Source organism: Streptococcus sp. 5004 (assembly GCF_013276755.1).
Lineage (GTDB): Bacteria > Bacillota > Bacilli > Lactobacillales > Streptococcaceae > Streptococcus.
This window is the reverse complement of sequence record NZ_VMLP01000023.1, coordinates 1-15549: the sequence shown is the minus strand read 5'-3', so window position 1 is coordinate 15549 and position 15549 is coordinate 1. Positions and strand designations below refer to the sequence as shown.

General features: G+C 39.9%; 4 protein-coding genes and 2 pseudogenes. 4 read left to right on the top strand and 2 right to left on the bottom strand.

What is annotated here, in order from left to right; translation table 11 throughout:
• Window positions 1–44: 44 nt before the first annotated feature.
• Window positions 45–734: a 50S ribosomal protein L1 gene (gene rplA / locus HT685_RS07495; protein WP_001085675.1), complete on the top strand. Its 690-nt coding sequence runs from the start codon at window positions 45–47 to the stop codon at window positions 732–734.
• Between the two features lie 125 nt (window positions 735–859).
• Here the strand turns inward: rplA and HT685_RS07490 are convergent.
• A pseudogene (locus HT685_RS07490) lies at window positions 860–1084 on the bottom strand (ISL3 family transposase); the annotation flags it as partial.
• A gap of 384 nt (window positions 1085–1468) precedes the next feature.
• Here HT685_RS07490 and HT685_RS07485 point away from each other — a divergent pair.
• Window positions 1469–7603: a ZmpA/ZmpB/ZmpC family metallo-endopeptidase gene (locus HT685_RS07485; RefSeq protein ID WP_173227288.1), complete on the top strand. Its 6135-nt coding sequence runs from the start codon at window positions 1469–1471 to the stop codon at window positions 7601–7603.
• Between the two features lie 198 nt (window positions 7604–7801).
• Complete coding sequence (locus HT685_RS10180) at window positions 7802–8182, top strand: hypothetical protein (RefSeq protein WP_240146928.1); 381 nt, start codon at window positions 7802–7804, stop codon at window positions 8180–8182.
• A gap of 63 nt (window positions 8183–8245) precedes the next feature.
• Here HT685_RS10180 and HT685_RS07475 read toward each other — a convergent pair.
• Window positions 8246–8501, bottom strand: a pseudogene (locus tag HT685_RS07475) (ISL3 family transposase); the annotation flags it as partial.
• A 534-nt stretch (window positions 8502–9035) separates the two neighbouring features.
• On the opposite strand from HT685_RS07475, the gene HT685_RS07470 reads away from it, so the two are divergent.
• Window positions 9036–15549 (top strand): YSIRK-type signal peptide-containing protein (locus HT685_RS07470; protein ID WP_173279001.1); only part of this gene is annotated, 6514 nt, incomplete at its 3' end.

The window sequence follows — 15549 nt, the reverse complement described above, 5'->3', positions numbered from 1 at the left end:
TGGGAGATGAAAATCGATTGAACCACTTACAAGGAGAATAGAAAATGGCTAAAAAAAGCAAACAACTTCGTGCTGCTCTTGAGAAAATTGACAGCACAAAAGCATACAGCGTAGAAGAAGCTGTAGCACTTGCAAAAGAAACTAACTTTGCAAAATTTGACGCAACTGTAGAAGTTGCTTACAACTTGAACATCGACGTTAAAAAAGCTGACCAACAAATCCGTGGAGCAATGGTATTGCCAAACGGTACTGGTAAAACTTCACGCGTTCTTGTTTTCGCACGTGGTGCAAAAGCTGAAGAAGCAAAAGCTGCTGGTGCAGACTTTGTTGGTGAAGATGACCTTGTTGCTAAAATCAACGACGGTTGGTTGGACTTCGACGTAGTTATCGCTACACCTGACATGATGGCTCTTGTTGGACGTCTTGGACGTGTCCTTGGACCACGTAACTTGATGCCAAACCCTAAAACTGGTACTGTAACTATGGATGTTGCTAAAGCAGTTGAAGAGTCTAAAGGTGGTAAAATCACTTACCGTGCTGACCGTGCAGGTAACGTTCAAGCAATCATCGGTAAAGTATCATTTGAAGCTGAAAAATTGGTTGAAAACTTCAAAGCTTTCAACGAAACAATCCAAAAAGCAAAACCAGCTACAGCTAAAGGAACTTACGTAACAAACTTGACTATCACAACTACTCAAGGTGTTGGTATCAAAGTTGACGTAAACTCACTTTAATCAGTAGTTTATATCAGAGAACGAGTACGAAAGTGCTCGTTTTTTTGATTATGTGACTTTCATTCTAGGAAACTATTCCAGCCTAAGACAAGAAATCTGAAAGCGAAGGTGTTTATTTAAATAATAATAAGGATTTTGGTAGGCCTACCAGTCGTTTCAAGGCAAGGAATCTTAGATGATTTTTGAAAGTCATATTTCTTCATTAGACTTCCACAATCAGGGCAAGATGGGGCATCGTAGTCCAGTTTAGAGATTATTTCCTTATGTGTATCCATATTGATGATATCTACAATCTTGATGTGAGGGTCTTTAATGTCTAGTAATGTTGTGATAAAATGTAATTGTTCCATATGAATCTTTCTAATGAGTTGTTTTGTTGCTTTTCATTATAGATCTTATGGGACTTTTTTTCTACAACAAAATAGGCTCCATAATATCCATAGGGGATTTACCCACTACAAATAGTATAGAGCCTTTTAAAGACGGAGAGAAGTAATAGTGCTTCTCTTCATTTTTGTTGACAGTTTATTTCTGAAAAATTTTGAGAAAAGTGTGGTGGGAACTTTGGCTCAGCTTCTTTCAAATCAGTTAATTACTTAGTTACTTGATTTTCCATATCCATTCAATTGCATATCAATTCCTAGAATCTTTTAAAAAGTTTATGTATAATGGGAAGAGTTGTATGTTTTACTATAAATGAATACACTAATTTAAAAATGCAAAAAGAGGGGAATATGAATTTCAAAACTAGTGGAGAAGAAAGACAGAACTTCTCGTTAAGAAAATTGGCAGTTGGCCTTGTATCTGTAGCTGTTGCGTGTTTCTTTTTGATGGGAACTGCCCTACAAACTGTATCTGCCCAGGAATCTCATACCGTTAGCTATAATTACGTTTTAGAGTCGGATTTAACTGATGAAGAGAAGACTCTCTTGGTTACATCCCTACCACAAGTAGCGGAAGAAACAGACGCTACCTACTATCTGGTTTATCGAGCAAATCAAGTATTGCCCAATACGGGGACTAGCTCTCCATTAGGGACTGTTGCCTTGGTGGCAGGTCTTAGTTTATTGGTCGTAGTAGTTCTTAAGGGGCGTGATGGCAAGAGCAAGATTAGTCGATTCTTGTTAGTAAGCGGTCTAGGCAGTCAGTTGCTGTCTCCAACTGCTCTTGCTTTGACTAGCGAGACACTAGCTGCCTATAACACCCAACTATCGGTCCAGGCAGGAGATGCCTTGCCAGCTCCGGTTGATATTCCTGGTTATACTTATCTAGGATATGTGGAAAATAAGCCAGCTCTTTCTGTACCGATAACTAGCAAACCAGCAGAATCTACTGGAAAGGAAGAATTTAAATCAGAAAACATTCAATCTCAAGAAGTGGCTACTACTCATTCAGCAGCTTTGACTATTAGAACTGAATTTGTCAAGCAGTCAAATGACAGCAAGTCTAACATAAAAAATGAAGATAGCTCAGCAGTAACGACTGTGTATCCTAAAAATAAGGCTACTAGTCAGCAAGCGAAAGTTATTCAGAGTCAGGATAGTAAGGATAGTCATGCTGTAAAAGATGAGAAACCAGACCAAAAACAAGGACTGGATCCAGAATCTGTAACAAATTCAAGCCAAACTGGTGGGAATCAAGAACAGACAAATCCAGTCCAGCCAGCTCCGACAAGACCAAAAACAGAGGGAGAACAAGAGGGAACGCATTCTCATGTAGAGTCTCAGTCGCAAGAGAGTAATGGAACTGTAGTGCAAGCAAAGGGAACTCAAGAACCCGGTCACGAGGGCGAAGCCCTCGTTCAACCAGCGCAACCAGCGTACACAGATCCAATCAGCACTCAAGGTACACAAGAGTCAGGTCATGAAGGCGAGGCTCTAGTCCAAACAGAACCACCGACTTATACAGGTCCAATCAGTACCCAAGGTACACAAGAGTCAGGTCATGAAGGGGAGGCTCTAGTCCAAGCAGAACCACCGACTTATACAGACCCAATCAGCACTCAAGGTACACAAGAGCCAGATCATGAAGGCGAGGTTCTAGTCCAAGCAGAACCACCGACTTATACAGACCCAATCAGCACTCAAGGTACACAAGAGTCAGGTCATGAAGGCGAATCTCTAGTCCAAGCAGAACCACCGACTTATACAGAACCTATCAGCACTCAAGGTACGCAAGAGTTGGGGCACGAGGGAGAAGCACTGGTTCAACCAGCACAACCAGCGTACACAGGCCCAATCAGTACCCAAGGCACGCAAGAGCTAGGTCATGAAGGCGAGGCTCTAGTCCAAGCAGAACCACCGACTTATACAGGCCCCATCAGTACCCAAGGTACGCAAGAGTCAGGTCACGAGGGAGAAGCACTGGTTCAAGCAGAACCACCGACTTATACAGACCCAATCAGCACTCAAGGTACACAAGAGTCAGGTCATGAAGGGGAGGCTCTAGTCCAAGCAGAACCACCGACTTATACAGGCCCCATCAGTACCCAAGGCACGCAAGAGTCAGGTCACGAAGGTGAGGCTGCTGTAGCAGAGGCCCTCCCTGAACTGCCTTTGACAAGTAGTCATCGTACAGTAACAGAAACTATTCCTCATGAAACTGAAGAAATCGAAGATGCGACTATCTTAAAAAATCGCCGAGAAATTGCTCAGAAAGGGAAAGACGGTTTACGTACAATCGAGTATGAAGATTATCTCGTAGATGGTAAGGTAGAAGCTAGTAAGGAAATCTCACGTACAGAACTAGAGCCAACCAAAGAGATTGTCAAGGTTGGTAGTCTTGTTAAAACCAAACCAACAGTTGAAATCACTAATCTTGTTAAAGAGGAGAGCAAAAAAGCAGTAGCAGTCAACTATCACTTAGATGATCCAACGTCTGCTTTTGTTAAGGCTAAGGCCCAAATTTACCAAAATGGAACATTGGTCAAAGAGGTGAATTTGAAAGATCCATCAGTCCAGCAAACGATTGATGGCTTGGACTACTATACTCCTTATACAATTAAGACTTATCTAACCTATAATCTAGGTCAATCTGATCAGGAAAGTACAGAAGTATCGACGAAAGATTTTCAGTTAGACTATAAGAAAATTGAAATCAAAGATATAGATGAAGTCGGTCTCTATGGTAAGGAAGATGGTCACTACCGTCGTTATTTGAATTTATCAGAAATACCAAGTGATTTGTCCCCTTATTTTGTCAAAGTCAAATCAGACAAGATGAAGGAAATGCTGCTACCAGTTAGCTCTATTAAGGAAACAACTGACGGGAAATACAAGATAACCGTTGCCTTTAATGAACTAGTTCAAGAAGAAGGTTCAACATACAAGGATAACTATAGTTTCACAGTTGATAAGCAAAAACAGTCCAAGGATGGAGTTTATACTTCCTTCAAGAAACTGATTGCTGCCATGCAGGACAATCTCGCTGGAACCTTTAAACTTGGAACTGATATGACAGCTGATGAGGTTTCTTTAGCTAAGGGACAAACCAGCTATGTGACAGGAACTTTCACTGGTAATCTTATCGGTGCGAGTGATGGAAAACCGTTTGCGATTTATGACCTTAAAACAGCCTTGTTTGATAACTTGACCAAGGCTACTGTGAAAGATATTGATCTTAAAGCGGTAGCGATTAAGAGTCAAGAAGACACAGCCAGCCTAGCAAAATTGGCTACTAACAGCCAGATTAGTAATGTAGCTGTAGAAGGTCAATTGACAGGTAGCAAGTCAGTTGCAGGTTTGGTAGCCAAGGCTCAAGATACAGAAATAACCAATAGTTCCTTTACAGGTAGCATTCAGGCTAAACATGCGGATTCTTCTCCTTACTATGTGGGAGGTATAGCAGGACTCTTATCTGGTAATAAGGCTAAGATTGATAAGGTAGCTGTTGATGCAAGTATTTCTAGCAATGCCCGCAACAATGACCAACTTGCTGGAGGTATTGTAGGGAAAGTTCAAGGTGGTGCTTTGGTCTCTCATGCGCTAGCAAATGGAACCATTCTCAATACGACAACCTACCCACGCGTCGGAGGTATAGCAGGTTCTACATGGCAAAATGGCCGTATCCATCATGTCGTTAGCATGGTCAATACTGGAGATGGCTATGCCATCACAGGAGACCAATATAAGGGAGCGGACATCGAAGACGCTAGCACTACCGTTGATAACAAGAAGGTAGATCTCTATGCGACCCCAATCACCCAAGATCAGGCTAGAGAAAAGGTTCAGTCATATGGTATGACAGTGACGCTAGACGATACAGGTCAAACACTCAAGCCCAATCAGCACAGTGTGGACTATACTCGGTTAAGCCAAGGCCAAGCTAGTCGAAAAGTTGCTTATCACAATATTGAGAAATTGATGCCTTTCTACAACAAAGAGTTAGTGGTTCACTATGGAAATCAAGTCGATCCTACTGATAAGCTCTACTCCACAGAGCTGCTGGATGTTGTACCAATGAAGAACAATGATATCATCACAGATATTCAGGCCAATAAAGCAGCTATCAATAAGCTTATGTTGCATTTTGCTGATAATACAATCAGCTATCTGGATGTCACCTACAAAGAAGATTTCAAAAATACACAGATTGCAGAATACAGCGTAGCAAGTAAAAACTTTATCTTTACACCGGAGGTCTTTTTATCTGACTATACGAAAGTGACCGATCAAGTTCTAGCAGATTTGCAAGGAGTCGAATATGACTCAGTAGCTATGAGAAGAGTTCTTGGCATTGAGGCAGATACTTCACTTGATCCGCTATATTTGGACAAAGAGTTTGAAAAAGTTAAGGCCAATATCGGTGAACATCTCCGGAAAGTGCTAGCCATGGACAAGTCTATCAATACGATGGGAGATAGTGTAGCAACCTACATCAGCGAAAAAATCGAGAATAACAAGGAAGCTTTCTTGCTTGGTTTGACCTACCTCAATCGCTGGTACAATATCAACTATGATCACATCAATACGAAGGATCTCAATACCTATAAGTTTGACTTTGATGGCAATAGCACAGCTTCAACCCTGGATACCATCATTGCCCTAGGTCAGAGTGGTATGGAAAATCTTAAGGCATCAAATAATCCAAGTGCCTATGAAACAACCCTGGCTGCTGCAAAAGGTCGCAAGACAGTGACTGATTTACTAGAGTCTTACAGAAAACTTTTCCTACCAACTAAAACAAATAATGAATGGTTGAAGACAAATACTAAGGCCTATATCGTAGAGAGTAAGTCGGCTATTCCAGAAGTGCGTACCAAACAAGAGTCAGCTACACCAGATAGTAACTATAGGCTGGGAGTCTATGACCGTATTACGGCACCAAGTTGGAAATTAAAAAATATGCTCCTACCGCTATTGACATTGCCAGAAGAGGATGTTTATGTGATTTCAAACCTTTCTACCTTGGCCTTTGGTGGCTACGAACGCTACCGTGACCGTGTCAATAATACAGTCTTATCCGGAGAAGAACTCCGTCAGTATGTTCGTGGTAAGGTAGACCAGTCAGCTGAATGGCAACGAGACCACTATGATATCTGGTATCATCTTCTTTCACCAGAATACAAAGAAAAACTCTTCCGTTCAGTTATGGTTTCAGATGGCTTTGGTATGAAAGATAGCAATAGCAAGTATTACTGGGCTACCCTGTCTGATAAGGCAATTGCTTCTATTTACAATTTCTTTGGACCTACTGGTAAGTGGTATGGGGAGAGTAAAGGCGCCGGAGCCTATGCCAATGGTTCAGAGGTTCACTATGTCAGCGACCGCTTGTTGGATAAGTACGGAACATCTGTCTATACCCATGAAATGGTTCATAATTCTGACGGACATATTTACTTTGAAGGAAAAGGTCGTCGTGAAGGATTGGGAGCAGAGTTGTATGCCTTAGGACTGTTGCAATCTGCTGACAACCTAGATAAGGATGCTATTGTCTTGAATACTCTCTATAAAGGGGATAAGGATTCCCTAACTCGCTTGCATACTTATGACCCGACAAGTCGCTTCACATCAGCTGCAGCCTTGCAAGAGTATGTTCACGGTATGTACGATGTCTTGTACACCTTGGATGCTATGGAAGCCAATGCCATTCTAACTAAGTCTAATGATGTTAAGAAAAAATGGTTTAGAAAAATAGAGAATTTCTACATTGAGGACAAGTACCATAAACAAACGCATGCTGGAAACTCTGTTCGCCCATTGACAGATGCTGAAGTAAGTAAGCTAACTAGTCTTGATGCCTTGATTGACAATGATATCATCAACCGTCGAGCTTACCGTGATAAGAGTGACTATACTCGTAATGGCTATCATCTTATCAACATGTTCTCACCGATTTATGCTGCCCTCAGCAATCCAAAGGGTGCGCCTGGTGACATCATGTTTAGAAAGACGGCCTATGAATTGTTAGCAGAAAAAGGTTACCAAGATGGGTTCTTACCATATGTATCCAACCAATATGCAGAAGAAGCTAAACGAAATGGTGATATCACCTATTCAGATTGGCACCGAAAAGATGTTGGCCTCATCACTGATAGCCTCGTCTTGAAAAATGTCTTTGACAACCAATACGCTTCATGGGCTGATTTCAAGAAGGATATGTTTCATCAACGTATTCGTAAGCAAGAACAGTTGAAACCAATTACCATTCAGTACGAACTTGGTGTGCCAAACAGTAGCAAGGAGATTACAATCCGTTCAGCTGCCCAAATGCAAGAACTGATCGATCAAGCAGTGGCAAAAGATGTGGCTAACATTGATCGTACGACAAGCCATGCTCCTGCAAGTTGGGTACACTTGTTAAAACAAAAAATCTACAATGCCTACCTACGTAGCACAGATGATTTCAGAGAATCGATTTACAAACAATAAGAAAACTCCCTCAAGCTATCCTGTCTAAGTCAGTCTATCTTGCAGATGGTCAGTCTTTGTGATAGCATAACATAAAGTCCTTTTGATGGGGAACTTGCTAGGAAATCCCCAAGCATTGTAACGGATGAACCACCCTCGCCTTTTTGTGAGGGTGGTTTTCCTTTGTAAGCAGAAAATAAGAGAGAAAGAGTCTATAGCATGTCGAGAATTGTCACCATTCATCCAGCCAAGGAAATCCATCGCTATGGCTTTGAGAGCCCCCAGGTCTATCGAGCACGTATCGCACGACATCTGGGTTTGGAATATGTTTACCTTGTATCGAGTCCTCAGCTTCGTCCTGATTGGAAGAAAGACTTGATTAAGTTAGGGTTTTTAGAAAAAGAACTGATTTTCGTCCCTCATATTTTTTCGGATATGGAGCAGGCGGACTATGGTCAGTCAAAGGCAGAAAATATCGTCCTAGCGGCTCACTATTCACTAGGGAAAGTGGCCCAAAGCTACCGCAAACTATTAGATAGAACTTATAGGATATTGGGAATTCTAGTCACCCTATTGCTCTACTTCTGCTTGGTTTCCTGAATTGCCTATCGGAAAAAAAGAAGAGAAGAGGCCTTAGCTCAGATTTATCCGGAGACTATGACACATCATTTTTAAGCAATGATAGTGCTTAAATTTGAAGGATTCGGCTAAGCATAGAAGTCGTTTCAAGGTAAAGAAACTTAGAAAGTTTTTGAAAGTCAGATTTCTTCATTTTCCATCCGCAATCAGGGAAAGATGGGGCGTCGTAGTCCAGTTTAGCAATGATTTCTTTATGTAAAACTCTATTAACAACATCCATCATTTTGATATTAGGGTCTTTAATGTCCAGTAATTTTGTGATAAAAAGTATTTGTTCCATTTGATTCTTTCTAATGAGTTGTTTAGTTGCTTTTCGTGATAGCTCCTATGGGGCTTTTTTTCTACAACAAAATAGGCTCTATAATCTCTATAGGGGATTTAGCTGCTATAAATATTATGGAGCCAAAAGTTGAAGACACTATGTCTTAACTTTTTTTGATTTCGAAACATCTCCTTATAAGGTAAATTTAAGTTACTGCTGTTATTCTTAGGGGCCCGTGTTTCAATACAATACTCTTTAAGCGTATTTAAATTGGTTTTATACTAAAGCATTGATCATCGTTAATGAAAAATAGAAAGATTTCTAATAAAATTAAAAAACACTCATTCAAACTCAATAATTACCAGCTATAATACTTGAACGGAACAAGTGTTAATGTTATAATGAGCTATAGTGTTTAGAATCATATAGCAATCTTTTTTAAGATGTTCTCCTCTTAATATTACTAAAAAATTTAAGGGGGGGGGGGGGCTTTTTATTTGCCCTAATGCTTTAAATCAACACGAATAAAATAAATCAAGGAGGTTGAATCTCATGAAGAGAGGTCAACAAGATTTTCGAACGGAGAAATATATTCGTTATGGTATCCGGAAGTATAGCTTTGGAGCAGCATCGGTAGCAATTGCAGCTGGTTTGATGTTTCTTGGAGCTGGTGCGGTATCAGCAACGGAAGTTCAAGGTGCAGAAGCATCAGTAGCTGCAACGTCTCCAGCTGGAAAAACTGATCAAGATACTGCAGAAGCGAAACCTGAGACTACAAAAGCTGCAGAAGTTAAACCAGAAACTAAAGCAGAAGAAGCTCCGAAAGAAGTAGTAGCTCCGAAATTGGATAAGACTCAATTAGAATCTTATGTTAACCAGGTAGCAGAAAATATAGCTGCAGGCAAATATGCAAACAAGACAGACGAAAGTTTGGCTCTTTTGAATGCAGATTTGGAAGCGGCAAAAGCAGCTCTTTCAAGTGCTAATAGTCAAGATGAGTTAAAAGCTGCTTACAACAAACTTGTAACAACTGTAAACTCAAAACTACAAAACAAACCAGTTGAGAAAAAAGCAGCTCCAGCAGTTGATACTACAAATGGTAAAGAAACTGTAGGGAAAAAAGCAGAAAATACAGAGAAAAAATCTGAGTCAAACGCAATTGAAAATACAGGTTCAAAAGATGAGCGTAATGGTAAAGAACTAGTCCAAGGTTCACACTTACGTTCAGCTAACGAAGGGTATACATTAGCATCTACCGAACTTAGAAAAGGAAATGGTGAATTCGCTACAGCAACAGGTAAATCTTATGAAGTTTTAGATAGGAATAAGGATTATAAAGTTTATGTTCATGGATATCAATCTGATAACACTGATGTGCCTGCGGATGTTAATGGACAAGCTGGGATTAGTGGACGTACGGACATCCCTTTATCAAAAACAGAAGCTCAAAAGCTTGGTCGAGAAGCTAAGCTATGGACTGGGAAACCACGTGTTACAGGGAACAACAACGGAAGTACAGTTTACGGTTCAAGAGGTGCCTATGAGTATATAGCTACAGAAATCTACGGGTATACTTTTGAACAAGGGAATCATTATGTGTATATTACTGATGTAAAAAATCGTTTTAGTTTATCACAGGAAGCAGTAGCAGCAGGATACAAAGTCACAAACATCGACATAAGCAATTTACCGCCAGGATTAGCTTATAATGCAACTACAGATACTGTAGAAGGATATATAGAATCTGATCTTCAAAACGGTGTATATGACATGCGTTATCTGGTTACTGTTTCTAAACCAGATGGTTCTACTCAAAAATTTGATTTTCGTAACCTAAAATCTGGATGGATTGGATGGCAAGATAGCTCTGCACCACGTATTCAAGGAACATCAAAATTAGTAACAATAGGTGATCAAGTAAATCATAATATTGAATATGTCGATAATGATGGAATTAGTCGTGATGAAAGAGCTGGTTATGTATACACAAGAGGTGGAGACAAAGTTGTTGCTGGTTCAAAAACTGCCCCTAAACAAGAGAAAGGCGCAACCTTTACTGCAGTTGATGGTTCTAAAGTAAGAACTCAGAATTCACCGCGTACAATCACAGCGCATACAACCCTAAACGGTAATTATACAGGAAGTGAAACTCCGATAAATGATGTTGTACCAGGATTAAATTATAATCCAACAACTGGAGATATTACTGGAACAGCAAATGAAGCTGGTATTTTCACAGCATCTGTTTATGCCAAAGACTACAATAATACAACCAATGCAAAAAATACGGATTGGAATATGTATGGTCAAGAAGCTCATGAAAATATTACAATTGCAGTAGCATCTAAAATTACGGTTAAGAATGTTGAAGCTTATGCTACAAATGTACCTGTGACAATTTCAAAAGGTGCTAACAAAGCGGAAATTACAATGCCAGATGGAACAGTTACAAAACTTGTAGTTAAAGATGGTAACTGGACAGTGGCTGCAGGTACTACTAATACAGCAGTGCAAGAAGGTACGGTATTAGGAGTAGCATCTACAACAGAAGATTCAACTCTTAACTTAACTGTAACACCAGAATCTACAAAATACGTTGGTGTTGATAGTATTGCAGCAAAAGCTACTACAGATAAAGTACGTGCAAATTTACAGCGTGAAGTTGTTAAAGTAAAAGATAAAGATAATAATGAATATACAGCTACTTTCAATAGTGCAACAGGTAAATACAATCTTCCAAATGAAGATGCATATGTACTAAAAGAGAATGTAGATCGAACTACAACATTAACAGAACGTCGTGTCTATACAGATGCTAAAGCTGATGGTAGTGTGGATTTCATCGTTTATGAATTCACACGTACATGGAATGCAATTTCAAATGCAGCTACTTTAATAGAAAAAGTTGCTGAAATCCGCAAAAACGGAGAAGTAACAGCGGTCGGTGATGTAAGGCGTACAGTTACTGCTTTACCAAAAGATCAGACAGCTGATGTAACAGGTGTTACTGTAACTGTGAATTATGATTCAGTAACAAACCAATGGACATCTTCTGACGGTACAGCAGTAACAGCTAAAGAAACAAATGCTGGTTGGGAAGTTGAGACTGAATCAGGGTTTAAAGGGTATATAGCATACCGCGAAGCATCTTCTACAGATGTAGCATCAATTCAAAATGCTAAACCAGCAGGGACTTCAACAAGTTATTCAGAAGCAAAAGATACATCAGTAGACTTAGTTAAATCAACTAAAGCAAACGTAGCATTTGCAGATACAATCGATGATAAAACATCAGCAACAGATTCAGATACGATTAAAACAAAAGTAACGGCAACTGCACCAGACGGTACAGTAACTACTTTTGACGGAGCTCAAGCTGAAGAAACAGTTTATATTCAAGCTCAACGTACAGCAGCAACTAAAACTCAAGCAGCAGCAACAGCTATCAAAGAACAACAAGATTCACAAAACGAATTAGCTCGCCTTCAAGAACTATTGGGTCGTGCATCAAGATTAGCAGATGATGCTCAAAAAGCATTAGATAATCTAAAACTACGTTCTATTTCTCCGACGGCTCAAGAATTAGCAGAGAGAAGACTTGCGCATGCTCAAGAGTTTAAAGCATCTGTAGAAACGCAATTAGAAACAGCTAAAGTAAACCTTTCAACAAAAAATACTGAAGTAGAGTCAGCGCGTACTGCAGCTATAGAAGCTGAAAAAGCAGTAGAAATAGCACGTGCAGCTCTGAAAACAGCTGCAGAAGCAAACCTAGCTAAAGCTAACGCTTATGTATTATCTCAAAAAGGACGCTACAAAGTAACAGTAAGTGCAGTAGATTCAAACGGTGTTGTAACAACTCCAACAGTAGATGGAACAGATGCAGGTGCAGTAACAGAAGACGCAGTAGCAGAAACAACTTACTACATCGTAGTAACAGATCCAGAGAAATCATCAGGAGCTCAAGGTCAAAAACAAACTGACTCAATGGCAGATAATTTCAATGATGGAAAAGAAGGAACTACTGTATCAGATTACAAACTAGTAGATCCAGCAACAGGAAATAAAGTTTCTTCAGTAACAACTGATCAAGGAACTTACACTGTTGATTCAACAACAGGTGAAGTAACCTTCACTCCAGTAGAAGGCTTTGTAGGAACAGCAAATCCAGTAACAGTAGCAGCAAATGTAACATTCAACGATGAATCAGGAACCCCAGTAACAGTAGCTACAGAAAACACATATACACCAACTGTATATGGAATCCAACCATCTGCAGATGAAACTACTGGAAAACAAGGACAAACTCAAACTTCTAAATCAGGAAAAGATCGCTTCTCTGAATTAAATACAACAGCTAACACTCCAGATAGAACTAATGTAGACTGGGCAACAGCGGCATACTCACTAGAAGGTGCTAATGAAAAAGGTGAAGTTGAAGTCAAAGGAGAAGGAACGTATTCAATCGATTCAACAACAGGTGTAGTAACATTTAAACCACTTCCAACATTTAAAGGAGAAGGTAAAGGTGTTAATGTACAGGTATCCGTAATGGCAACTGACTCAGAAGGAAATCAAGTTCCAGTTACATCAAAAGGGAAATACACACCAACAGTAACAGGCGTAACCCCAACAGCTAAAGAAGCTACTTCAACAGGAATCCAAGGTGAAAGACAAAAAGGAACACCAACATTCACAGCAGGAGATGTAGAAGTACCTATTAAAGATAATTCAGCAGTTCTTCTTGATAAACAAGGCAATCCAGTAGCTGCAGGAACTGCAGTAAATGCTGAAGATGCAAATGGAAACAAAGTCGGAGAATATACAATTGATCCAACATCAAATACTGTAACATTTACACCAACGGATAAGGCTTATGTGGGTAAAGTATTACCAGCAAATGTACAAGCAGAAGATGTAAATGGAACAACCGTTAAAACAACTTACACTCCAACAATCGTAGGAGTTAAACCAACAGCAACACCTGCAGAATCAACAAATATTCAAGGTGAAGTGCAAACAGGAGTTGTAGCATTTGCTCCAGGTAAGGCGACAATTTCAGGTGTAGAAAAAACAGTAGCAATCAAAGCAGGATCTGCTAAATTAGTAAATGCTGACGGAAGTGTACCAACAGAAGCGACAGTACCAGCCTATAAAGAGGACGGAGTTACTCAAGTAGGAACATACTCAATTGACCCAGCAACAAACACAGTAACATTCACACCGACTGATAAAACTTATACAGGTAAGGTATTACCAGCAAATGTACAAGCGGAAGATGTAAATGGCTCAACTGTTAAAACAACTTACACACCACATATCGTAGGTGTAGCACCGACAGCAGATCCAGCTACATCAACAGATGTACAAGGTGTAGAACAATCTAAAGAAGTAACATTCGTACCAGGTAAAGCGGATGTTAATGGAACTGAAAAAACAGCAGCAATCGATCCTTTATCATATAAGGTACTAGGAGAAAATGGACAACCAGCTGATGAAGTAGAAGCAAAAGATCCAAATGGAAAAGTAGTAGGTAAATTTACAGTTAAGAATGTAGATGGAAAAGCAGTGGCTGTATTTACACCAACTGACAAAACTTATGTAGGAGCTGTTAAACCAGTAACTGTTCAAGCGGCAGATACAAATGGAACGACAGTTACAACAACTTACACACCAACTATTACACCAATCAAACCAACAGGAACTCCAGTAACAACAGAAGGAATTCAAGGTGCTGAGCAAAGTGGAACACCAACATTCACTCAAGGTAGTGACAAAGTTCCAATGAAGATTGATGCAGACCAACCAGCGAAATTAGTAGATCCAGAAACTGGAAATCCAACAGATAAAACAACAATTCCAGCAAAAGACGCTAAAGGAAATACAGTTGGAACATACACAATCAAACCAACCACTGGAGAAGTAACATTCACACCAAATAAAGATTTCGCAGGAACACCAGTACCAGCGATAGTTGAAGCAAAAGATGCGAATGGAACACCAGCGACAGCTAAGTACACACCAACAGTTAAACCTGCGACACCAACAGCAACAGACGCTGTGACAGAAGATGTCCAAGGTGCAACGCAAGAAGCAACTCCAGTATTCATAACAGGGAAAGCAACTGTTAACGGTACAGAAGTAGAAGTTCCATTAGATAACAACGTACCAGCTAAATTAATCGATCCTGCGACTAAACAACCTACAGACGAAAAATCTGTTAAAGTACCAAACGAAGGAACATACACAATTGATGAGACTGGGAAAGTAACATTTACACCAGAAAAAACATTCACAGGTAAAACTGCAGGAATTGATGTACGTCGTGTAGATACAAATGGAACACCAGCAACAGCTAAGTACACACCAGTTGTAAGACCAGCAACACCAACAAGCTCAGATGTAGTAACAACAAATGTTCAAGGTGCAACTCAAGAAGGAACGCCAACATTTAAAGGTGGAAAAGTAGCGATTAACGGTCAAGAAAAAACTGTTGAAATCGATGAAGCTGTAAAACCAAAATTCGATGATGAAACAACAACGAAGACAGTTCCAAACGAAGGAACATACACAATCGATGAGACTGGAAAAGTAACATTCACACCAGAAAAAACATTTACAGGACAAGCTACAGGAGTAACGGTTAAACGTGTTGATACGAACGGAACACCAGTAACAGCTAAATACATACCAGTAGTAATCCCGGTATCACCAACTTCTAAAGATGCTGAATCAGAAGGTCCAAAAGGACAATCTCAAGAAGGAACACCAACATTTACAGGTGGAAAAGTAACACTTAACGGAAAAGAAGTACCAGTAGAAATCGATGAAGCTGTAAAACCAAAATTCGATGATGAAACAACAACGAAGACAGTTTCAGGAGAAGGGACGTACAAAATCGATGAAAATGGAAAAGTAACGTTTACTCCAGAACCAAACTTTGTAGGAAAAGCTACAGGAGTAACGGTTAAACGTGTTGATAAGAACGGAACGCCAGTGACAGCTAAATATATTCCAACTGTTCGCCCAGATACTAGATATGTAGTTATCGAAAAAGATGGCAAAGAAA